Source organism: Paenibacillus sp. XY044 (genome assembly GCF_002257645.1).
GTDB lineage: Bacteria > Bacillota > Bacilli > Paenibacillales > Paenibacillaceae > Paenibacillus_AQ.
In genome coordinates this window covers 820513-843952 of sequence record NZ_NQMO01000003.1, presented here as the reverse complement: position 1 = coordinate 843952, position 23440 = coordinate 820513, and the positions used below count along the sequence as shown (strand labels likewise).

Annotated in this window: 23 protein-coding genes; 3 read left to right on the top strand and 20 right to left on the bottom strand. The window is 49.7% G+C overall.

From position 1 onward, the window contains the following. The coding region (locus CJP46_RS17495; RefSeq protein ID WP_143812990.1) for an IS3 family transposase at positions 1 to 196 on the top strand (196 nt) is incomplete at its 5' end. Positions 197 to 256: 60 nt separating this feature from the next. On the opposite strand, the gene CJP46_RS17490 is transcribed toward CJP46_RS17495, so the two are convergent. From CJP46_RS17490 to CJP46_RS17425, 14 genes are all read right to left on the bottom strand, one after another. Beyond that, complete coding sequence (locus CJP46_RS17490) at positions 257 to 1129, bottom strand: SDR family oxidoreductase (protein WP_094596848.1); 873 nt, start codon at positions 1127 to 1129, stop codon at positions 257 to 259. A 103-nt stretch (positions 1130 to 1232) separates the two neighbouring features. Next, the gene (locus tag CJP46_RS17485; RefSeq protein WP_094596847.1) at positions 1233 to 2087 is read right to left on the bottom strand and encodes a helix-turn-helix transcriptional regulator; all 855 of its coding nucleotides are present in this window, start codon (positions 2085 to 2087) and stop codon (positions 1233 to 1235) included. Between the two features lie 333 nt (positions 2088 to 2420). Further along, positions 2421 to 4754: a universal stress protein gene (locus CJP46_RS17480; protein ID WP_094596846.1), complete on the bottom strand. Its 2334-nt coding sequence runs from the start codon at positions 4752 to 4754 to the stop codon at positions 2421 to 2423. A gap of 76 nt (positions 4755 to 4830) precedes the next feature. Next, positions 4831 to 5439: a potassium-transporting ATPase subunit KdpC gene (gene kdpC, locus CJP46_RS17475; protein ID WP_094596845.1), complete on the bottom strand. Its 609-nt coding sequence runs from the start codon at positions 5437 to 5439 to the stop codon at positions 4831 to 4833. Between the two features lie 101 nt (positions 5440 to 5540). Beyond that, positions 5541 to 7574 carry a potassium-transporting ATPase subunit KdpB gene (kdpB, locus tag CJP46_RS17470; protein ID WP_094596844.1) on the bottom strand — a complete coding sequence of 678 codons (2034 nt, stop codon included), beginning with the start codon at positions 7572 to 7574 and terminating at the stop codon, positions 5541 to 5543. Positions 7575 to 7600: 26 nt separating this feature from the next. Continuing rightward, entirely contained in the window at positions 7601 to 9283 is a 1683-nt protein-coding gene (kdpA, locus tag CJP46_RS17465; RefSeq protein ID WP_094596843.1) for a potassium-transporting ATPase subunit KdpA, read from the bottom strand. 30 nt (positions 9284 to 9313) lie between these two features. Further along, entirely contained in the window at positions 9314 to 9391 is a 78-nt protein-coding gene (locus CJP46_RS37565) for a potassium-transporting ATPase subunit F (protein ID WP_094596928.1), read from the bottom strand. Between the two features lie 527 nt (positions 9392 to 9918). Next, positions 9919 to 10923 (bottom strand): zinc-dependent alcohol dehydrogenase, encoded by a 1005-nt coding sequence (locus tag CJP46_RS17455; RefSeq protein WP_094596842.1) that lies wholly within the window; start codon positions 10921 to 10923, stop codon positions 9919 to 9921. Beyond that, entirely contained in the window at positions 10924 to 11841 is a 918-nt protein-coding gene (locus tag CJP46_RS17450; protein ID WP_094596841.1) for a helix-turn-helix transcriptional regulator, read from the bottom strand. Between the two features lie 33 nt (positions 11842 to 11874). Further along, positions 11875 to 12705, bottom strand: coding sequence for a sugar phosphate isomerase/epimerase family protein (locus CJP46_RS17445; RefSeq protein ID WP_094596840.1), 831 nt, complete (start codon positions 12703 to 12705; stop codon positions 11875 to 11877). Positions 12706 to 12914: 209 nt separating this feature from the next. Next, a complete protein-coding gene (locus CJP46_RS17440; RefSeq protein WP_094596839.1) occupies positions 12915 to 13181 on the bottom strand; it encodes a GNAT family N-acetyltransferase in 267 nt (88 codons plus the stop codon). 383 nt (positions 13182 to 13564) lie between these two features. Then, the gene (locus tag CJP46_RS17435; RefSeq protein WP_256992393.1) at positions 13565 to 14242 is read right to left on the bottom strand and encodes a DUF421 domain-containing protein; all 678 of its coding nucleotides are present in this window, start codon (positions 14240 to 14242) and stop codon (positions 13565 to 13567) included. Positions 14243 to 14387: 145 nt separating this feature from the next. Further along, positions 14388 to 14834, bottom strand: coding sequence for a VOC family protein (locus CJP46_RS17430; RefSeq protein ID WP_094596837.1), 447 nt, complete (start codon positions 14832 to 14834; stop codon positions 14388 to 14390). A gap of 208 nt (positions 14835 to 15042) precedes the next feature. Further along, the gene (locus tag CJP46_RS17425) at positions 15043 to 15639 is read right to left on the bottom strand and encodes a TetR/AcrR family transcriptional regulator (RefSeq protein WP_094596836.1); all 597 of its coding nucleotides are present in this window, start codon (positions 15637 to 15639) and stop codon (positions 15043 to 15045) included. Between the two features lie 726 nt (positions 15640 to 16365). Here CJP46_RS17425 and CJP46_RS17415 point away from each other — a divergent pair. Further along, on the top strand, positions 16366 to 17136 hold the full coding sequence (locus CJP46_RS17415; RefSeq protein ID WP_094596834.1) for a class I SAM-dependent methyltransferase: 771 nt from the start codon (positions 16366 to 16368) through the stop codon (positions 17134 to 17136). A gap of 89 nt (positions 17137 to 17225) precedes the next feature. Here the strand turns inward: CJP46_RS17415 and CJP46_RS37560 are convergent, their stop codons facing one another. From CJP46_RS37560 to CJP46_RS17385, 5 genes are read right to left on the bottom strand one after another with little or no spacing between them, the layout of a single operon-like run. Beyond that, a complete protein-coding gene (locus CJP46_RS37560; RefSeq protein WP_094596833.1) occupies positions 17226 to 17384 on the bottom strand; it encodes a DUF3024 domain-containing protein in 159 nt (52 codons plus the stop codon). A gap of 12 nt (positions 17385 to 17396) precedes the next feature. Next, a complete protein-coding gene (locus CJP46_RS36845) occupies positions 17397 to 19091 on the bottom strand; it encodes a nucleoside recognition domain-containing protein (RefSeq protein WP_218831036.1) in 1695 nt (564 codons plus the stop codon). Beyond that, positions 19064 to 20194 (bottom strand): NAD(P)/FAD-dependent oxidoreductase, encoded by a 1131-nt coding sequence (locus CJP46_RS17395; RefSeq protein ID WP_094596832.1) that lies wholly within the window; start codon positions 20192 to 20194, stop codon positions 19064 to 19066. The genes CJP46_RS36845 and CJP46_RS17395 overlap by 28 nt, the downstream gene beginning before the upstream one ends. A gap of 5 nt (positions 20195 to 20199) precedes the next feature. After that, positions 20200 to 20469, bottom strand: a complete 270-nt coding sequence (gene rpsN / locus CJP46_RS17390) for a 30S ribosomal protein S14 (protein ID WP_094596831.1) — start codon at positions 20467 to 20469, stop codon at positions 20200 to 20202. Between the two features lie 21 nt (positions 20470 to 20490). Next, on the bottom strand, positions 20491 to 21690 hold the full coding sequence (locus CJP46_RS17385; protein ID WP_094596927.1) for a GTP-binding protein: 1200 nt from the start codon (positions 21688 to 21690) through the stop codon (positions 20491 to 20493). Between the two features lie 216 nt (positions 21691 to 21906). Between CJP46_RS17385 and CJP46_RS17380 the strand changes: the two genes are divergently transcribed. Next, positions 21907 to 23058 (top strand): FAD-dependent oxidoreductase, encoded by a 1152-nt coding sequence (locus CJP46_RS17380; protein WP_094596830.1) that lies wholly within the window; start codon positions 21907 to 21909, stop codon positions 23056 to 23058. A 63-nt stretch (positions 23059 to 23121) separates the two neighbouring features. Here CJP46_RS17380 and CJP46_RS17375 read toward each other — a convergent pair whose 3' ends face one another. Next, positions 23122 to 23430 carry a hypothetical protein gene (locus CJP46_RS17375; RefSeq protein WP_094596829.1) on the bottom strand — a complete coding sequence of 103 codons (309 nt, stop codon included), beginning with the start codon at positions 23428 to 23430 and terminating at the stop codon, positions 23122 to 23124. Positions 23431 to 23440 lie beyond the last annotated feature (10 nt).

Sequence of the window (23440 nt, the reverse complement as noted above, 5' to 3'; positions counted from 1 at the left end):
TAATTGTCATGATAACGCATGTATGGAAAGCTTTTTCAGCCATTTCAAGAGCGAATCTTTACGGCTACACCACTACACAGACCAAAAGCAACTCGTAGATGAAATTCATCGTTATATTCAATTTTATAACCACCACCGATTCCAGAAAAAATTAAACAACCTTAGCCCGGTTGAGTACCGAACTAAGGTTGCCTAGGTCCTTTTTATAACTGTCTACTTGACGGGGGTAACTCCAAATCTGGAGCGACTTTGACTTTTAAACCTGCTTTAATACATCATCTGCATCCGTGGAATAAGCGAGCTCTTTCTGTGCTTCCAAAGCGGTCAATCTGTCCAGCAGAGCTTCCCGGATTTGCTCATAGGCGTCGCTGCCCAGCGCCATCCGTATTGGACCGTCACCCTGATCGACGCGCTGTATAATTTGCTGCGCCATTTTATCCGGATCGCCGACAACCATTTGATTAAACATGCTCATATCGATGCCCGGCAATTCTCCCTTCATCAGGCTGACAAATTGGCCTGCCTCCTTATCGCGGTATACGTCCATCCGTTCTCCGAATACAGCGTTGCTTGTAATGAAATTCGTACGGATTCCACCCGGTTCCACGATGGTCGTCTTCATACCGAACGACGCGGCTTCCTTGGCCAGCGCTTCAAAGGCACCTTCAACCGCCCATTTTGATGAGCAGTACAATCCCATTCCCGGAGTGGAATAATGGCCCGCCATACTTGATATCTGTACGATATGCCCGCTGCCCTGTTTGCGAAAAAAAGGCAGGACGGCACGCGCTGCACGCAGAGATCCAAGAACATTGGTCATGAACAGATGCTCGATCTGCCTGTCGCTTGCTTCCTCCACGGCACCATACAATCCATAGGCTGCGTTATTGACAAACACATCGATCGTACCGAGTTCCATGAATGCACGTTCGACCACCTCATCAATTTGCTGCGGGTTAGTCAGATCCAAATGAGCCTGCCATAATCGGGAACCATATTGCGTCTTCAAATCGTCAAGTACGCCCGGCTTGCGCACCGTTACGGCTACACGGTCGCCTCTTTCAAGCAACCGACGGGTTATGCGCGAAGCCAAGCCTCCTGACGCCCCTGTAATAAACCATGTTTGCATGCTTAACACCCTCCAATTGTTGTATTCCTCTGTATCATACGAGCAATTGAAAGGGGCTAGCCACAGCACGTTTATACTATTAATGGGAGTAACAGGATCCTCTTCATTCAGGGAGCCTATCCTGCTCCAGGAGAGACATTAATCTCTCTTCCGTGCCTGAACCGGGAACCGGGGCAAAGATACACCAGTGCAGGTCCGGATCGTTATCGATTGCGGCCGCGGAATGGAGCATGAACTCCATTTCCTGCCCGTCCGGAAGCCGAAATATCGCGGTTGTTACGCGCTTTTGTTTGATTTCGTAGAGGTTCCAGAAATACTCAAAGTCCGCGCTTTCCCTTCTCAAGCGTTCGAGTCGTTCCTTATACAGCGGGTTGTCCTTGCTGCGATCAAAGCTTGCCCGGAGAACCGCTGCGGCGTAGCGGGCGAAGCCTTCCCAATTCACAAGACGACTACGATAATCCTCTTTAAAAAATATGATGTTCAGCATATATCTTTCGTTTTCCGGCATATTGCCGAAGTCGGCTATAATTAGTTCTGCCGCCCGGTTCCAGGCGATCACGTCCGTACCTTCATCCGTGATGAAAGACGGATATTGCAGCTGGTCGACGATTTTTTGCAAAATGCGGCGATCCGGTCCTTCGCTGCTCGGGGTGGTTCCGGCGCTCGCAGGGTCTACATTTGCGAGATCGAACAGATGCTTCTGTTCATCCACGTCAAGCTGCAGCGCACTGCTGATATTCAGCAGAACTTCCGGCGAAGGATTAACCTCTCTGCCTTGCTCTAACCAGGTGTAGTAAGTCACGCTCATGTTGGCAAGATAAGAGACCTCTTCCCGTCGAAGCCCTGGGGTGCGCCTCCGTCCGGGCAGCGGCTGTATCCCTGCCTCTGAAGGCTGCAGCCGTTCCCGGCGCGATTTGATGTAATCGCCCAATGGAGATGAAGAACGATTTGTTTTCATGTATGTCACCTTCCTTGGATGTTCAAGTCGGCCGCCATATGCAGAGAATGTAGGTCACCACTCTTAAAGGATCAAGATCATAGTATAAACAGCCATTTAGAACATTGTAATCCCCAGAACCTGTTGATTTCCAGCTCCACTTTCTAAATGGATGAACAGCATTGCCACAGTCAAGCAAAGTGAATGATGAACATTCGAAGCCAATATCTGAAAGAATGACAAATTTAAATGCTATATGTTGTTGTGGCTATAATAATCATTCCTTGTCATTACATAGGATTTGTAAGGTTGTCCACCATGAATGCCGTCACCCTACATGGTGTCTGATGACGATCACTCTTCTGTATCCACCTTGACGTTCGGATCGAAATCGGCCACGATCAGTACATCCATATGACGGGCATGGCGCAAAATGCCGTTCACGACGGAACCCATCTGCAGCTTCTTCCAGAAGCTCCGGGTGGATTGACCGATAATCATCTGTGTAGCCGCATATTGATCGGCCATGGCGATCAGCCGGGATGCCACCTGCCTGTGGTGGCCTGCGTGCTGCAGCTCGAAACTGCCGCTCAGTTGGTTCGTCAGCTCCTTCAGCTTATCGAGACGCTTCCTCATCGGCTCAGGAACATCGCCGTTCTCATGCACATACGTGACGAACCACGCCGCCTTGAGTCGATATGCGATGCGAAACCCCCTGCGGATGAGCCGTTCCGCATTGGGACTGGTTGTCACGGCAACGAAGATCACCTCTTCCCGCCGCCACGGACCTCTAAGCGATTCCTGCCTATCCCACGATTCCAGCCGCTCGTCAACATCGTCCGCGATTTCCCGCAGTGCCAGCTCCCGCAACGCGATCAGATTGCCCAGCTTGAAAAAATGGCCGAGCGCCTGATCGATTTTGCTGCGGTCATAGATTTTCCCCTCTTTCATCCGCTGCTGCAGCGCTCCCGGAGCTACATCGATCAGCTGCACTTCGTCCGCTACACGCATCATGCTGTCAGGCACCGTCTCCCGTACGCGGATACCCGTAATCTGCTCGACGGCATCGTTGAGACTTTCCAGATGCTGCACGTTCATCGTGGATATAACGGATATGCCTGCATTTAATATGTCCAGTACATCCTCGTATCGCTTCTTGTGTTTGCTCCCCGGAACGTTGGTATGGGCCAGTTCATCGATCAGCACGACCTCCGGGTTACGCTTCAGAATCGCTTCCATGTCCATTTCCTCGAGCGTAGTCCCTCTGTAGTTCCTCACGAGGCGGGGGATCGTCTTGAGCTCGCCGACCTGGGCAAACGTCTCTTGCCGGCCATGCGTTTCCAAAAGCCCGATAACGACGTCGATGCCCTTCTTTAACAAATCGTTCCCTTCCCGCAGCATCGTGTACGTTTTGCCGACGCCTGGCGCCGCACCGATGTAAACTTTACATTTGCCTCGCCGAATCCGATCGATCTTCTGCTTGAGATCCGCATCGCTTAATCGACGGTAAGGATCCTGCTTCTCTTTCCGGCGGCTGCGCGTCGGCAGGATTCGCTCCCCTTCCTCGATCGCTCGGTCGGCTACAAGGAACAGATCCGTATTTTGAATCCGCTTGACCAGCCCGCCTACCACCGATCCCTTCCACCATTCTTGCCAACGGCTCAGCCTCGAATGGCCCATTACAATCCGTGTGACGTTGTGCCGGGCGGCGTAGCTTGCCAGCATGCGAGGCAGCGCCCTGCGGGACGGGATGGTAATTTCCTCGAATACGCCGTCAACCTTGTCGACGAGCTGCATAATTGAGCTTTTGAACGCCGCAGCCTCCTTCGAAAGCGATGTTTGGGGCGGAACAAACGACACGACCCTCAAATCTCCGCTCAGCCGCTTGGCGATTTGCTGGCCACGACGAACGTAGATCGACCCGTTCCAATGATACTGCGTCGAGACGAGAATACGCTCCGCCGCCCCCGACGGCCCACTAAGCCCCATTTCCTCGCGGTGTTTCTCCAGCGAATCGTTGACACCTCCAGCGACAAGGCGCAGCGCCAGTTCGCGCAACTTGGCCAGATTGCCGCGTTCGAAAAGGCCTGAATCGCCTTGGTGAATATAACCGTTCGACAGCCGTTCCAGTATCGTTTCCGGGGTTACGTCGATCAGCCGCACCTCATCGGCCAGCTCCAGCGTATAGTCCGGTACCGTTTCCTTCACCACGATGCCGGTCAGCTTCTGGGCCTGCTCCGTCACGCCCTTAAGCTCGTAGACGTTGACCGTCGTGATGACGCTGATCCCCAGACCAAGCAGGAAGCGGATATCCTCGAAGCGCGTCGGGAAGCGTGCTCCATCGCGATTCCGGTGGGCAAGCTCGTCAACCAACACGACTTCCGGATTGCGGGCCATAATGGCATCCAAATCCAGATCCTTATGCTCGTCGCCGTCCTTGTACCATTTAATGCTCGGTACCTGCTCCAGGTCGCCGACTTGCTCGATCGTCTCCCGGCGCTCCATTGTTGACACGACGCAGATGACGACGTCGATGCCCTGCGCCTTCAGCGTGTGTCCCTCCTGCAGCATATGATACGTTTTCCCAGTTCCGCTAACTGAGCCGATATAGATTTTCAGACGGCCCAAGTGAACTTTCATGATGGAATGAAGAAGCTCTTCCGGCGTCTTGCGGCCGAATTCCTTCATCGTCTCTCCTCCCCTCTCATTAACGCAAGAAAGCCCCGCCGCCCGAAGGACAAACAGGGTACCAACTATCAACCTTTTATTTCGTCATCAGCGACTTCAAGTCCATGTTTAGCTCCAGTACGTTGACCCGCGGCTCTCCGAAAAGGCCCAAATCGCGCCCGGCTGTATGCTTGTCGACCAACTGATGCAGCGTGTTTGAATCGATACCGGTTAGCTTGCTGATACGGGGAATTTGTACGGCGGCTGATTCTGGCGTAATATGCGGATCGAGACCGGATCCGGAGTTGGTGGCCAAGGCGATCGGCAGTTCGGAAATCGGAACGTCCGGGTTGGCTTCCTTCCATGCGTTGATAAAATCCTTCGTTCGCTTTAGCATGTCGGGGTTCGATGGGGCATAATTGTTCGAACCCGACGCTTCCGCCTTATATTCGATGCTAGAAATGCGGCTTTGAAAATATTTCTGATCGGTGAACCGCTGCCCGATCAGTTCCGAGCCGACGACATTGCCGGTCGAATCCTTAATCAGACTGCCGTTCGCATTACCCGGCATGATCACCTGCGCAAGCCCCGTGCATAGGAGCGGATAGGCAATCCCGCAAAGAATGATAAACACGATGGCCGCCCTTACGGCGATCCAGGCATAGGAGCCCGCCGTATGTCCCGGCATCTTCGACGATTGATCCATGTTATGTTCTTCCTTCCATTCAATGTGATAAATGAGCGATCGCAGGCGCTCGGAAACACCGATTAACCGGAGCGCAAGGCAGCATTAGAATCTGGACAGAATTACACCCAGATATGAACGATCAGATCGATTAGTTTAATGCCAATGAAAGGCACGATGACACCGCCGATCCCATATAATACGATGTTGCGGCCAAGCAGCCTCGATGCACTCATCGGCTTGTAGGAGACGCCTCTCATGGCCAGTGGAATGAGCAGCGGAATAATGACGGCATTAAAAATCAGCGCCGAAAGAATCGCCGACATCGGCGTACCCAGCCCCATAATGTTGAGCACTTGCATGCGCGGAATCGCCAGCGTGAACATGGCCGGAATGATCGCAAAATATTTGGCGATATCGTTAGCAATACTGAATGTCGTTAGTGCGCCGCGCGTCATTAACAGCTGCTTTCCGATGGAGACCACCTCGATGATCTTTGACGGATCGGAATCGAGATCGACCATATTGGCAGCTTCCTTGGCGGCCGTGGTGCCGCTGTTCATTGCCAGGCCCACATCCGCCTGCGCCAGCGCAGGCGCGTCGTTCGTGCCGTCCCCCGTCATGGCGACGAGCTTGCCTTCGGCCTGCTCGCGGCGGATAACCGCAATTTTATCCTCCGGCTTGCTCTCTGCGATGAAATCATCCACGCCAGCTTCCCGGGCAATTGTGGCCGCCGTCAGTGGATTGTCACCCGTACACATGATCGTTTTGATGCCCATCCGGCGCAGCTGTTCGAACCGCTCGCGCATGCCGGGCTTGACCGTATCCTTCAAATAGATCAACCCGAAAATCCGGTTATCCACGGCGACAGCAAGCGGTGTGCCGCCTTCTCTGGCGATGTTGTCGCTGCTCGAATCCAGGTCGCCGGGTATGCTGCCGCCCTGTGCGGACACCCACTTTTTGACCGCATCAACCGCTCCCTTACGCACTTTGCGGCCATCCTTCAGATCAACGCCGCTCATCCGCGTATCAGCCTTAAATTCGACAACCTCGCCTCCATTGGATACCGATTCGTCGTAGTGGAGCGACTTTGACTTCATCAGCTCCAGCACCGAACGGCCCTCCGGCGTCTCGTCGTTAACCGAGCTGACGGCCGCCCACTCACCGAGCGTTTCCAGGCTTTCGCCACCCACCGGAATGAACTCGCTCGCGATCCGGTTTCCAAACGTAATTGTACCGGTCTTATCGAGAATCATCGTGTTGATGTCGCCAGCCGCTTCGACCGCTTTGCCGGACATGGCCAATACGTTGAACTGGGTCACCCGGTCCATGCCTGCAATGCCTATGGCGGACAAAAGACCGCCAATCGTCGTTGGAATCAAGCAAACAAGCAAGGCAATCAGGATAGGCACTTTCAGTTCAATGTTCAAATAACTCGCAATGGGTGACAGCGTCACAACCACGATTAGGAAAATGATCGTCAGGGTAATGAGAAGCGTGTTAAGCGCCAGCTCGTTCGGCGTCTTCTGACGCTTGGCGCCTTCTACCAAGGTAATCATGCGATCGATGAACGATTCGCCGGGATCGGACGATATTCGGACGTGAATGCGGTCGCTAATGACGCGTGTACCCCCGGTGACAGAGTTGAAGTCCCCGCCAGCCTCCTTGATGACTGGGGCAGATTCGCCCGTAATAGCGGATTCGTCAACCGAGGCGATGCCTTCAATTACTTCGCCATCGCCGGGAATCATCTCGTCCTGCGAGACGATGACAATGTCGCCCTTGCGCAGCTCCGCCGCAGGCACTTTTTGGACGCCGTCTGTGGCTACCTTATTCGCTGTAACTTCCTTCTTTGTTTTCTTCAGCGTATCGGCCTGCGCTTTTCCCCGGCCTTCAGCCAACGCCTCGGCGAAGTTGGCGAACAGAACCGTGAACAGCAAAATAAGAAATACTGCTATATTAAAGCCGATATCGTTCCTCGTGTTGAAATAAGAAGGAAAAATCGTCATCAGCAGCACGATGAACGTGCCGACTTCTACGACAAACATGACCGGGTTTTTCATCATCGTCATCGGATTCAGTTTGACGAAGCTTTCCTTCATCGCCGCCCGCGCGATTCCCTTACTCAACATCGTTTTTTTTCGCCCAGTACTCATATCTCTTTCACCCCTGGCCCTCTCTTTTATGATCCCAGCGTCAGATGTTCGGCAATTGGGCCCAGCACGATCGCCGGGAGGAATGTCAACGCGCCTATAATAAGCACGGTCCCGATAAGGATTCCATAAAACAGCGCGTTGTCCGTTCGGAACGTGCCGATGGTTTCGGGCACCAGGTGCTTACGCACGAGCGAGCCGGCCACCGCCATCATCGCGATCATCGAGATATAGCGTCCCAGCAGCATGACAAGTCCGGTCGTAATGTTCCAGAACGGCGTATTGTCTGCCAGCCCCTCGAAGCCCGAGCCGTTATTGGCCGCGGACGATGTATATTCGTACAGCACCTGGCTGATACCGTGGTGGCCAGGGTTGGTGATCGAGCCCTGTCCCAGATCGGTCAAGAACGCGATGGCCGTCGGCACTAAAATAATGAATGGATGCATCAGGATCGCCACGGCAATTAGCTTCATCTCTTTCGGCTCGATCTTGCGTCCGAGGAATTCCGGCGTCCGCCCGACCATCAAGCCGCACAGGAACACGCCAAGCATCGCATACATCAGCATGTTAATCAGCCCAACGCCTTCGCCGCCGAAGACGACGTTTAGCATCATCTGGGCCAGAGGCACCACCCCTCCCAGCGGTGTCAGCGTGTCATGCATATTATCGACTGAGCCCGTCGTTGCCGCCGTAGTTACCGTCGAGAAGAGCGAGGATTGGGCGACCCCCAGGCGAACCTCCTTGCCTTCCATGTTGCCCTGCGACGTATCAATGCCCATGGCAGTAATCTGAGGATTGCCCCTCATCTCCGACGCATAGATGACGCACAGAAACACTATGAAAAGTGTCATCATCGCGCTGAAGATCACCCAACCCTGCCTGCTGTTCTTCGCAAATCGTCCGTAAACATAAGGCAGACTGGCGGGGATCAGCCACATCGATAAGATTTCGACGATGTTCGTCAGTGAGCTCGGATTCTCGAACGGATGGGCCGAGTTGACTCCAAAGAACCCACCGCCGTTAGTCCCCAAATGCTTGATCGATTCCAGTGAAGCTACCGGTCCGATGGCGATCTGTTGAGCTGCTCCTTCGAGCGTCGTGACGGTTAATATCGGGTTCAATGTCTGCGGCACCTGCAAGGCTACCAATAACAGCGTCACCAAGATGGCTGCCGGGAATAAGATGCGCGTATGCGACTTGACGAAATCCTCAAAGAAATTACCGAGTGTATGCCCTCTGCTTGTAAGGCCGCGGATAAAGGCAATAACTATAGACAACCCGGTGGCAGCCGATGTAAACATCATCATCATAATGACGGCCATCTGGGTGAAATAGGTGAGTCCCGATTCGCCACTGTAATGCTGCAGATTCGTATTCGTCATGAAACTAGTAATCGTATTGAATGACAACGTCTGCTCCATGTTACCGATGTCGTTCGGGTTCAGCGGGAGTACGCTCTGAATCCGCAGCAGCAGATAGCCAATCACCACAAACAGAATATTGGTCAACAGGAAACTTAGGACGTATCTTTTCCACGTCATGCCAGCCCGCTGCTTCAACCCGATTAGTGCATAGATGAAGCGCTCCAGCCAACCGAAGATCCTGTCGGTCCGGTTTGGTTCATTGGAAAATACATGATAGATGTAAGTTCCCAGCGGCTTGATCAACAGCACCGTTACCACAAGGATAATTACGATCTGTAAGACGCCCATCGGACTTCCCCCTCCTACTTATTTGACGGCTTAAAATTTTTCGGGATTCACCAACGCGAAGACTAGGTACAAAAATACGAGCAGGGTGAAAATAGCGACGATAATCATGGGTTATCCTCTCCCGTCGGATCTTTGATCGTACGCTCGCACCAGTACATTAATCCATAAAATGCCGAAAATGTGGCGGCAAGCAATAGCACCATATATAGATCAAGCATCATCCAACCTCCTCAGGGCATTTTACAAAGAAAATACAGCTCAATAACCATAAACTTAGCGTTCACGCAAATATCCCGACTTCGTGATCACACAACTTGAGACTAAAGCGGACGGAAACGAGACGTTCTCTATGCGTAAGTGAAAGATAGGATCGGCCCCATCTTGCTTGTAGGTACGCGATTTTATTTATGGTCAATAGTATCCACCTTGAAAGCGAGCTCTATTCCTGATTGTTCCATATGTTGAATTCTCTTCTGCGGTATGCTTCAAGTTCTAGTCACCGTAATCGTTATAATCCTCAATTCTATGTTCTAGTCGACATTGAGCTCTTTATCTAACCTCAAACAAAGAAAGCTGCCCGGCGTCACCGCCGGACAGCTTTCTCTGTTTGATTTTCACAGTTAAGAGCCAATTCTTTAGGACCAGTCGAACAAGACACCGTGATAATGATCTTTGTCATTTCGCAGCCCTTCGTATGCTTGAGCGGCTTGCTCCGGTTTTACGATGTGACTGATCAAAGGTTCAATTTTCAGTTTTTTCTTTTTCATGAGATCAAAAATAATATATGAGTTCCGGGTTAACGAATGTTTCACAAAGGCGTCAGGCTCCACGGGATATCTCCATTCGTGCGCTCCCTTAAAGGTGATACAACCGTGTCCATCCAAGTGAATGTAGTTTAGAAGATCCGTTATGTTATCGCGATACTCCCCTCTCGGACTTCCGAGCAGGACCACTTCGCCATATTTAGCCACCCACGGCAGTCCCTCTCTTACGACTTGGGGTATGCCCGTTGCATCGATCAGGGTCGACACGCCTTTGCCGCTGGTCATCTCAGCTATCCGTTCTTGAACCGTGGGACCCGACTGCAGCGTATTCCCGATCCCGCTTGCTCGAGCCGTCTCCAATCGATTGTTGGACAGGTCTATTCCGATGACGGAGGCCCCTTGCAGAGTGGCCAATTGAGCCGCCATGTTGCCGATGAGTCCTAATCCCGTCACGGCCGCGTGATCTCCAAGCTCGATATCCGATACCCGAAGCGATGTCATGGCAACCGAAGCCATCCGGGTGAAGGGTACCCAATGAAGCGGCAAGTCGGACGGTGCTTTCAAAAAGATCCCACTCGCTGAAACTACAGAGTACAAGCTGTGATCTCCATAGTGAAAAACATAATCGCCCTTCTTAAAACCCTGCACCTCTTCCCCTAACTCGATGATTTCGCTTACGGAAGAATATCCCGGCACACCGGGCATTTGAAACCAGCCTTCGTTTCCGGATAAGCAGGCCAGTTCGGTGCCGGGGCTGATCAAGGAATATTTTTTCTGAACCAGCACTTCATGCTTCCCGATGCGCCCGTCCTCTATGACATCCGTTTCTGCCTCGACTTGCCAAGGAGCGGTAAACACAATCTTCTTGTTCTCCATCTAATCCTCCCCTGAAAAAGGTTTGACCCCGTTATCGACTGTATTCGAATAACCTTCAATAAACTGACTGGCTGTGAGCCCAACGATCGTTTTGAAGGTTCTACTGAACGCGTGAATAGTCGTAAATCCTACTTTCTCAGAAATCTGTGTGATCGAAAGGTCGTTTTCAAGCAATCTTCTTTTGGCTTCCTCCATTCGAACGTAAGTCAAATATTTGTAAACGGTAATGCCAAGCTGTTCTTTAAAGAGATGCGATACATGATTTGTCGACAGCCCTGCATTCCTGCTAATTTGCTCCAGATTTAGATGAGGGTCGCTAAACTGCTGCTGGATGTACAAAATCGCCTTTTCGATGGATGCCCAGCCTTTCGTTTTGGTTCCCTTTCCTTCTTGGGATGAATGTTGGTTTCTTAAAAAGTGTATGAGCAATTCCAAAGCAAGCGATTTCATGAAAACCCGGTAATATGGGCGTTTATTCATAAACTCCTGCCGAAGGATATGAAATCGCTTATACAGCTCTAAGCGATGTGCCGGGTGGATATGCGAAATCGGGTACAGCGCTGACAATATTTCTTCTTCCGGCTTAATTTCGATGTTCTGCCCTTTATAGACACCGGTTTCATGCCACTGGCTCTGGTCATCCCAATGAAACAGATCAAAGTGAAAAATGTATTGAATTAAGGGCTCATCGGATGTGGACCGGATAAAATGAAGCTTCATCGGTGGAATCAGAATGGCGTCCCCCGCCTTGATTTCGTATTGGATGCCGTCCAAAATGATCTCAGCTTCACCTTGTTCGATGTACGTAAACACATGATCATAATCCACCCATTCTCCCACAAGGTATTGGGTCTCGCTAATCTTTACAGTTCGCACAAAAGGCGACACCTGATCGATTCCATTAATGCTGCTTTCCATGTCATCCTCCATTTATAGGGTGCTCGCATCTTTTTATCTGCCAAAATCAAACGCTCTTGCAAACCCGGTGCGGGAACGCTCAAATAATGCATCCACCGTGGTGTCCGGTTCTTCTTGTGACAGTACTTCTTGAGAAACCACGCCGTCATATCCCAGACGATCCAGGCTGCGCAAGAACCCGCCGACATCAATAACCCCTTCTCCTGGATATAGGCGCTCATTGTCTTGTAGTTGGTCGATCGGTTTATCCTTGGCGTCATTGATATGCACATGGACAATTTGTTCCGGACGCAGAGTGTCCCACCGCTCTGTCCCCATTTCCGTTGTATAGCAATGATAGCAATCCAAGAGCAATCCGACGTTGGGCAGATCGATGGCATCAATCAGTTCTAAAGTCTCGTCGATGGTCCAAATAAATGGATGCTTCCACGCCGTACGAAGATGAAGCGGACCAACGAATTCCAGCGCAAGCTTAATTCCGTGGCTGCCCAGAATCTTCGCGCAGTCCCTTAATCGGTGAACTACTTTGGCCATATAGAGCGCTGGTTTTTCATCGGTTGAAGGCAGAATGTATGTCGTAAATGCCGGGATTTCAAGCTGGTTTGCGGCTGCTGCATAACCGGGCAATTTCGAAAGATCGCGCGCAAATGCATCGCTGCCGTTTCGCCAGTCCACACCCAAATCGACGGCTCCAATGACGATCCCGTTCGTATCTAAAGTTCTCTTAATCTTGTCCACTCCAGCTTCATTCATAATGCTCCTCATATCTAAATCCACGGCTGCAAATCCATATTCAGCGGCTTTTTGAATAAAAAGGACGTCGTCCACATTTCCGATTCCAGCTTTCGTCAGGCCTTTTTTCAATCCCTGTCTCCCCTTTATAAAAAAATGTGTTCAGCGCATCAGCTCTTCATAAGCTCGTTCATATGTATCATATTGAAATTCAAACGATAAGTCTTTAAATCAGAAACCGATTTTTTAACAAAAACAACGATTTTATATCGTTACATTATAAAAAGCCGCAGCGTTGCGGCTTTAAAAGGCTTTTCAGATTCTTTTTTTTTTAATGATCACTACTTATTTATTTCGTATACCGCTTTCTCGAAAGTTTGCATCATCGGGAAATTTTCAACATCGGTATCGGCATAAATTCTCCAAACCCCAATACCTTGTAACACTCTTGTTGCTCTTAACAGTAAATCGTTAATAAATCCTTTCCCACGGAACTCAGGAATGACACCTATATAATGGATCGTTCCTTCCATCAATCCATTCTTCTCACATCCCTTAAATACAACAGGCTGAATAAGTCCATCGATTTCTCCATTATAGTAGACCAGTTCCCACCAATTGTATTGAAAATATCCTTTGTCGACCCTTAAAAATGTTCTCTACGAGTTCAAGATGACTTTCCGGTGTGATGTGTTGAAGCAAAGCGATGGAAATAAGCTTCATCTTGGTCGGCTTTTTCTTATGCAACCTGCTGCATTTGCCAATCTAACAAAAGTGGACAATACCTCATGCATCCTCCTAAAAAAACGATCAAAGCATGGTGCCAAGATTTCATCATGAACCTCATTTTTTTACCGCAAAAAAACCACACAAACGAACAGCAAGGCCTTTGTGTGGTGAAAATAGTTTGGGAGGCAAATATCCCGCAGGCAACTACACTAAGATGGTCTAAATCTATACTTGCACCGTAATCCGCCTGCTGAGCCGATCGTTAAAGCGTCCCTGGTTCCCGGATCACATGCACCTGTATCGTTCGTTTGCTGTCTACCGTTGCCAAGATTACGCTATTTATTCCATGAGGTCGTATTTCCGTTTCCAGCCATACGAGGTCCTTTCCGATCTCGCGCAGTAACGCATGTTCTATATGGCCGTCCGTAATAATCGGTTTGGTCAGATTGAAGGGTTGAGTGGTCAGTTTTAAGTCAGCCGGAGTTACGGGCTGATAAGCTGTATTTAGGAAAACAGATAGTGTACCGCCTGGTTCCCATGCTGCAAAGGCAACCTTCGAGATGTCCTCTACGTTGGATTTTCGCAGCTCGGCGTACAAAAATTCAATGGACAGCTTCGCTTTCGATAGGTTCCGGTAATTAAGCTTCCCATCCATTATAAGGGGAGTTGCCGGCGGATCAAAAAATTGTTTGATCACCGGGATCTTCAGACTAAGCCAGATTGCGGCTATGTAGAAAATAACAATCGAAAAGGTCGAAGTGACGGCTCCTTTTAATCCAAGATGCTCGTCTGACAGCGGATGCGCAATAATATTGCCGAGCGTAAGCGCGATAATGAAATCCAGAAACCGAAGTCCGGAGATGGAACGCTGACCCATCATTTTTGCTGCAATGATCAGAATTATAAATCCTACGATGCTCCGCAAAATCCATTCCAGCACCGTCAACGACTCTTGGCCTTTGAAAAAATCCACGTCAGTCCCCCCAACCACTACATTTCCAGCAATTAGGGTGCCCCACCTCAATCCATGCCATACCCTATCCTGTAAATGCAAAAAGCCGCAACTTCGCGGCTGTAGTTAGTGTTTATTTTTGCTTATTTAATTTCTCAGCCAACTCCAAAATAATTCCTTCAGGCCCACGAACGTAGCACAACTTATAAATATTTTCATATTGCTGGATCTCGCTAAAGATTTCCGTGCCCTTCGCTTTCAGCTTGGCAACAATAGCTTCAACATCTTCAACGGCAATTGCAATATGTCGGATACCCAGCGTATTTGCAAAAGATTTCCGAACATCCTGTTCATCGGACGGCGAATAATACTTAACTAGCTCGATCCATGTATCACCGTCTGGCATCCCCAATGCTACGCATGCTGTTTTGGCGCCGTTAAGCCCGACAACCTGCTCCAATAACTCTCCCTCCATTTCCCATTCGCCTTTCACCTCAAGGCCGAAATCGAGAAAAAACGCTTTGGCTGCAGGTAGGTCATTTACGTTGATTCCTACATGGTCTATTCTGTTGAACTTCATATCCCACATCTCCCGTGTACCTATTTTTTAGATTTTAGTTACAGCTTGACCTTCAGGTCACCACACTTCTTTACCACGATATAATCTTATATTACCAAGGAAAAAATATTGCAATTTCTTTTCAATTGCTATGTTGAGGTTGTGATAACTCTCCTTCTCATTAGCTTATAGACTACAGTCTACAATGTAATTTGTGTCAAAATTATTGTTAGTGGGCGCAAAGCTCCCGAAGATGACGGACAACGACTCTTTCAACGGTCTCCGGTGAGTAGATCTCCGGGCGAAGCAATGCAAGGATCGTCAAACCTTCGATGACCGCGGCCAATCTAAATGTTTCGAGTTCGATGTCAGTCGACGAGGGAAGAAGCTCTGCTGTAGACAGAAGATCGATGACAATTTTCGACAGGTGATGAAGTCCGTCCGTGAGCTCGTCTTTTTTTACTTGTAACGCCGAACTCGTGAGAGAACGGATGGCGAATACCCACCAGACGCTCGCTGCAGTTCGTTTTTCCGTATCCATAGGGAGCAGCTCTAGAAGCACTTCCTTCGCGGCCTTCATCGGAATGCGGCTTATCTCCAATCCTTCTGCCGCCCTGTCGACTCCTCTCGTCAAATAATAGTCCACGATAAAGAGCAACAGCTCGTCTTGCGTTGAAAAATAATGCCGTAAAGCGCCAGGCGAAACCCCTGCCGCAGCGGCGATGGCGCGGATTGACGCATGTTCGATCCCTTTTGCTTCAATAATGCTCCACGCCGATTCCGCAATCAGTTTTCTTTTTTGTTCGTGGTCCACGATTTTCGGCAACAATAAACGCCCCTTGTTTTATTTAGCACACTGTATTAAAATAAATAGCACAGTGTGTTAAATCGTTTTTTTCAGTTATAACGCGTCGCGATGATCACGTCAAGAGGGTGGGACCTTGAAGTGATTGACGGGAGGGAGATTCCGATGCAGGATCAATCCACAGGATTTCGGTTCCAATTGAACTGTTATAGTTGTAAAAAAGCATTTGAGGTTTTCGAGGGCACTCAAGCTTACGACCGCGCGAAACGGAACCGTAAAGGAATGTATTACTGCGAGGATTGCAAAAACAGAATCGAGCTTGAAGCGCGACTGGAGTTAGGAAGACGACTACTAACCGGAAGGGATTAGACAAAATTTATCCATTATGGGTTAACCATAGACGTTCTTTTTTGTCTTTTTCGGCAAAATAAAAAGCCGCAACGGTGCGGCTTCAAAATCGTGTATTTTCTCGGTTAACATAATTTATGTTATGTAATCACTTGGTTTTTTTCTATAAATATCTGTTTCCTATGCTGTCATTCATTTTCTCGAATATGTTCATTTTAATCTCTTTGCGGAGGTAGAGTCTGATCGTCACGAATCCGGTTACATCCCCAAACTCCGAATTTTTAATAGGTATAACCTATAGAGTTATGCGATCTTTATATTTCCCCGTTAACTTGATTTTTGATACATTGGGATCAATCGATGGGATTCATAATCTACAGGGATTAAGGAGCGGATACAATGAGTTCAGATCATACTTGGAACCCGGAACTATACGATAATAAATTAGGTTTTGTCGCTCAATACGGGAAAGGGGTCGTGGATTTGTTACAACCGAGAAGTGGTGAAACGATTCTTGATCTTGGTTGCGGGACTGGAGATTTGAGCATTGAAATCGCTAAAAGCGGTGCGAAAGTCATCGGGATGGACTATTCAGCCGAAATGATTGATCAGGCGAGAAATAAATATGCCGACATTGAATTTATCGTTGGTAATGCGGAACATTTCGCGCATGAAATCACTTATGATGCGGTATTCTCCAATGCGGCTCTGCACTGGATCAAAAATGCTGCTTCTGTCGTAAGTGCTGTTCACCAGTCATTGAAGCCCGGAGGGAGATTTATTGCTGAATTCGGCGGGAAAGGTAACGTCGAATCCATCGTTGCTGCGATCAGGAAAGTGCTCGCTGAAGATTACGGGATCGACGCCAATAAGCGATCTCCATGGTATTTTCCTAGTATCGGTGAATATAGCAGTATGCTTGAGCATGCAGGCTTTCGAGTCACTTATGCGGTGCATTTTGATCGTCCGACTAAATTAGCAGATGGCGAGACCGGTCTTTCTTATTGGCTCAACGGCTTTGCTGGAAATGACTTTTTCTACGATTTTAATGATGCTGATAAAAAACAAGTATTCGACAAAATAAGGGTTCTGCTAAAAAATGATTTGTATAAGGATGGCGCGTGGTATGCGGACTATAAGCGGATAAGATTTATCGCGGTTAAATCATAGTCAATCATCAATTTTGCTGAAGCGAACCTTTCCGCTTGATAGTTCAAACAAAAAGCCGCAAAATTGCGGCTTATTTGTGCCATTTTGCTTTAAGCCGGCCAAAAGATCCCATCCGGATCCCTCTCTACTTGCTCCAGCTGACTTTCAAAATCCATATTCGGCATCATGTAATTCACATCCAGCCAACTTCCCTGCTGACGGTTTTTCGCGTATACCTTCCATCCTCCGGAATCCAGCCTGAACCCCATGGGAATCGTATTTTAGAATAGGCGTACCGATGCGCTGATCAGCAAAGTGCTGGCCAGTGAGGTTACGATCTGTCTGCCGGCTAGCTTGGCTGCGAACGAAGTCCCCATTTCCCGGCGTAAAGTCCATAACGTTACAAGGCAAGCTGTGATTGTGGAAGCCAGATACACGAAAATCAGCAGCTGTCCTGCATTCAGACTGGCTGCGAAGGCCCCTCCATTTTGATTGAGAACCAAAAGTCCGTCTTTACGAAGAACGGAAAACAAGACTCCACCCGCGGCCTCCGCAGGCAACCCGAATAAGCTAAATAATGGTGCCAGAATCCCTGTCAACGCATTTAGAATTCCTGTTAACCTTAGTAAGGTGGCGGCTACACAGATCCCGATAAATATGGGCATCGCTTGCACTAAAAATTGCTTCGTCACGGCCCGAACACGCCACAGCACGGCTTTGAAGGACGGCTTCTGCAAAAAGGTACGGTTCGCATAAACCTGGACCGCACTCGGAACGGACTCTCGGTTCCATAATCGTGTATGCAGTGCTCCGACGAAGATCAAAAGCGCTAGATATGGAATAAACAACCACGGATGTCCGCCAGAACTGAAAATCGACAGAGATGCGCCAATCTGATAGCTGCAGGCGGAACCGAATGCGATCATCGAGACGCAGGACTTCCGGGTACAGGAACTGCACGTACGGCTTTGGAAGACGGCGACGACATTGCAGCCGAATCCGCCTAAAACCGGAATGAGGTCTCTCCCATTTAAACCGATGGTTCTCATCCAGCCATCCAATGCATCCGTGATCCGATCCTTTAACCCGCTTTCTTCGGTCAAAGCGACGCTCAAACCGACCAACAGCACAACCGGAAAAGCCCAGACAAAAGAATACAGCCCTAAACTAGCGACCCCGTAATCACCGACAATGGCATCCCGAATCATGCCTGGGACGCTAATCAGCGAAATTCGCAGCGGATCGACCAGCCATCGGTCAACAAGCGGCTGAACCCAGCCCGAAAATAGATAAGCGATATAAACCGGAGCCGCAAACATCAGCAAAAGAGCTGCCAAGGAGGCTAATCGGCCCCAAACGGGATATTCGAACAACGTCCGGCCCGGTTCAACCATAGGCAGTTCGGCGATGTCATCTGGAAGCAAATGATTTGTCATCGGTCCAGCAATGGGGATCGCATGGAGCAGCAAATGGCGGCTCCTGGAATTTAGATGACGGGAATTCACCGGAATGACCGATATCCCGAGTCTTTTTCGAAGAAAATCCACCTGGCTCTGCAATGCCGACGGAACTTTATCCGCGAAGGTCAAAACCAGAAGCATATTCTTGTTCTTTAATGCTAAGGACTCTAGCAGCAAAGGGAGTTCCCGGCCCGCATGAGTAGCGCGCACAACCAGGATCAAGGTATCACTTTCGGACAATTGGTTAAGGGCTGCCATCGTAGTCTGGCTGTCATCCTGTAACCGAATTCCAGGCGTATCCACCAATTCGAAGGCCGAATCCGAAAGCTCGGCCTTGCGTGCCATCACGGTTGACCCTCTGAAATTTGCTTCTTCACCTACGTTTTGACCGGTCAGTCCACGAAAGAGCGCAGACTTGCCGGCGGATTCGAAGCCCACGAGGACGGCAGTTCGCGGCCTGGGATTTGCCCGGTATGAAGCAGATGCTGCTAGCATGCGCAGTTCTCTCCACAGCATGAGAGATCATCCAGATACATACCGTCTTGCCGATAGGGATCAAGCGGCGTCAAATCCAGTCCAAGCCGGCTGCCGATCGCGTGGGCGACAACGGCAAAACGCTGTCTGAATTTATAAATAAAGCATAACTTTAAGCCGCCATGCTGAACACCGGGACCGACAATGAACAATCCGGGGGTCGCTGTTGATTCGTCGCAAGAAGTCAGCTGCAGTTCCCCACCCGTGCTGTGACCGATCAAATTTTCGATGGTGTTTGCGCTGTTGTGGAAACCCGTGGCCATAATCGGCGGATGATCCGTTTTTAGAAGATGGGAAGTGCCATGTTCATTCTCGCAATAAACGATGAACCCCTTATCGTCGCTCTCCTCAATCCATTTCACGTCGAAATCGGAGAGAAATTCGATCCGGCCGGTTTCCATTGCGATCCGCAGCCTGTCTTTGGTGTATGGGCTGAGCTCCACGCTTGGATCGCTGCTCCCCTTATCGAGTCCCCGATCATGACGGTCAATGACTGTGACATTTTTTCCGAGTTTGCTGAGCTGGATCGCGGCGTCGACGCCGCTCTCATACCCACCGACAACAATGAACTGTTCACCCTGAAGCTCAGCCCAGCTCATGACCTGACTGTTATGAATTCCATATTCAGCTCCAGGGAAAGACTCCAGCTTGGGGTACTGAAACTCACCGGCAGCCCAGATCACAAATGCGGCACATAACGTCCCTTGCGATGTTTCAAGGCGAAAGCCGCCATCATCGGGAACGATACTGGTGACATCTACTCCCGTCATAACAGGCAGCTCCTTATAATCGGCGATGGCCTGCAGGTAAGCTGCATACTCCGAGCCGGACGGATGCTCCGTACCAAGCGTGAAAGCCGGCGAGGTATTGCGCGCCACGGCGTTCAGATCCATCATGCCATAGGCATTACTCGTGAAGGACGGGGTAATGAACTTCATTTCTTCGGGCCAGGAGAGAAAGGAAGAACCCACCTCATTCCGCTCGAGCACAGCAAACCGGTTCACTTGCAGATCCTGAAGAACTGAAGCCATCCCGATCCCGGCTGCTCCCCCTCCAACAATCAGGCAATCATAACGCTCTTCCATGTCGATCACCAGCTGGATTTGGTTACGCCCGGAATCTGGCCTTTATGGGCCAATTCCCGGAAAGCAATGCGTGACATTTTAAATTTGCGAAGGTACCCTCTCGGCCGGCCTGTCAGTTCGCAGCGGCTTTTTAGCCGCGTAGGCGATGCATCTCGCGGTAATTTTTGCAGGGACTCGTAATCTCCTTTTTCTTTCAATTCCCGGCGCAGATCAGCGTACTTGGCCACCATCGCTTCACGTTGCCGCTGCCGCACCATTTTAGATTTTTTAGCCATTTATTTTCCACTCCTATCGTTTTATCTGAATTTGGGGAAAGGATCTTTCAGTTTGCGCCAATTCCCCTTCATCTCTCCCGGCGTCAGTAAAGCCTCATCCAGGCTGCGCTCGATGTTATCGCGATTCATATCGATCCCGATAAATACGAGTTTGGTTACGCGATCGCCCCATTCATCGTCCCAATCCGGCGTTTTGGGAAGATCACTGCCAAAATGATACGCGAGCTCTTCCTTGCTTAACGAGGCGACCCATAATCCAGCGGGGGACAACTGCTTGGAAGTCCCTGCATGGCTGAAAGAAATGGCCGTTTGATTTCGGGTTGCCAGCCACATCAGTCCCTTGGAGCGGACGATCGATTCCGGGTAATGTGCCATCCAGCGCATGAGCCTCTCCGCATGGAAGGGTATTTTCCGTTTGTAGACGAAGGATTGAATGCCATATTCCTCCGTCTCCGGCGTGTGCTCCTCTTTGAGGAGCTCTTTAATCCAGCCGGCCGACCGGCTCGCACTTTCAAAATCAAATCTCCCGGTATTTAAAATCTCAGTCGGGTCCACCCGGCCATACGTCGAATGAATGAGCTTGGCATCCGGCTGCATGGCCCGAAGTACTTTCTCGAGCCGCTCCAGCTCTTCGCTGGAAACCAAATCGACCTTATTGATAATCAGCACATCGCAAAATTCAATCTGATCCGTCAGCAGATGTACGATTCCGCGATCGTCCTCTTCGCCTACGGCTTGTCCACGATCCTGTAAGCTTTCATTCGAATAATAATCCTTCCAGAATTGAGGGGCATCAACGACGGTAACCATCGTATCCAGCCTCGTGATTTTCGTCAGATCAATGCCGTTCTCTTCGTCTACATAGCTAAACGTTTGGGCCACCGGAATCGGTTCGCCAATGCCGGTCGATTCGATGAGAATGTAGTCAAATTTCTTTTCTTTGGCCAGACGCTCTACCTCAACCAACAGATCTTCACGCAGCGTACAGCAGATACACCCGTTCGACATTTCTACCAGCTTCTCGTCCGTACGGGATAACCCTCCCCCTTCACGGATCAAATCGGCATCGATATTAACCTCGCTCAAATCATTGACGATCACAGCAACACGCAGTCCCTCGCGGTTATGGAGCACATGATTCATGATGGTCGTTTTACCTGCGCCGAGGTACCCGCTTAACACCGTAACAGGGATTTTGGGGCTTGCCTCTGGTTCGAGCATGGACACGATTCACTTCTCCTCCTTATATGGCGTTAAACCAGCACAATTCTTTAATCGTAATCGTTACGATTAACATGCTTAAAACTATATTCCTGTCTGTACGCATTTGTCAAGACAAATATTAGGTGCAGCTATTTGCTTTACACGGATTCACCTTCGTTCATCTTCAGTTCATATACGTCGGCTATGATCCTGATACAAGATGATTGTGAGGAGATGGTAGATATGGCATCGAAGGAACAACGTATTGCGATTATCGGCGGGGGGCCGGGCGGATTAATGCTTGCGCTTATTCTGCAAAAAAAGGGTATACGTTCCACGGTTTACGAACGTGAAATAAGCGATACAAACGCCCTGCGAGGCGGTTCGTTGGACATTCATGAGGATTCCGGGCAGCTAGCGCTTCGAGAAGCAGGATTACTCGAGCAATTTCGGTCGATAGCCCGGTATGAAGGGCAAGACATGCGCCTTTTCGATAAACATGGCAAACTCTTTATCAATAACGTCGCGGACGACAATATGCCGGGAAGCCGTCCGGAAATTGATAGAGGCATCCTGTGTGAACTTCTGTTAAACGCTATAGAACCCGGACGCATCCGTTACGGTTATAAACTGATCGAAGCGCTGCCTTCGGATGATGGCAAACATGAATTGCACTTTGAAAACGGACATACCGATATCGCCGATCTTGTCATCGGAGCGGACGGAGCCTTCTCACGTGTTCGTCCCCTGCTTACGGATGCCGTGGCTGAATATACGGGTATAAGTAGAATAGATCTCAGCATCGACACTGAAGTGCATCCTGAACTGGCTGCCTTTAACTCGCGGGGCAGCATGTTTGGTCTTGGCGATCACAAGGCCATCAGCGGTCAACTCAATGGAGATGGCCGTATCAGAGTCGGTTTATCGTTTAGAGCTGAGCGGGATTGGCTGGATTATTGCGGAATTCCGTTCGGTCAGCCGGAGGAGGCCAGACGGCAGCTGCTGACTTACTTCGACGATTGGGCGGAGCCGCTGAAAAATTATATTCGCTGTGCCGATGGAGATGTAACGGCAAGACGTATTTATACGCTGCCTATTGTTCTTCGCTGGGTAAGCAAGCCGGGGGTTACGCTTATCGGCGATGCGGCGCATTTGGCGCCTCCTGCCGGGGACGGAGTCAATCTGGCGATGCGGGATGCCGCGGAGTTAGCCCTTTCGATTGATCATCATTCCGGTGAGCTTGATAAAGCAATTGAAGCCTACGAACACAACATGTACACCTACTCATCCGAGTCTGCCAGAATGTCGTATGACAATATTCAACTCATGTTGTCTGACGATGCTGTAACCAAGATTAAAAATCTCCTTGAGAAGTTCCTCGTGTAGGTGCTTGTCATCACAAATCAAAAAAAGCCGCAGCTTTGCGGCTTTTTTATTTGTAAGTTCTTGTTATCCTTCCGCGATATCCGCCCGAAGATCACCTGCAATTTCCATCATGAGAGGCACGATTTCTTGATGGGAGACGGCTACATACAACTCCCCCATATAGTGCCTGAATGGAATTAGGGCTTCTCCATGTTTCCACATAAAGAAATCCCCTTCTATAGACATCGTGCTCTCCTCCCCTTTCACGGTCAGCACCGTCTGATAAGTAAAATCAGGCTTGGATGAAAAATAAGCTTGGCATTCTTCCAATGAAATCTCTTGATCACTAGCGTTTGGCTGCATGGATCTCGTAATTCGAAAGCGTTGATTCATAAATATCCTC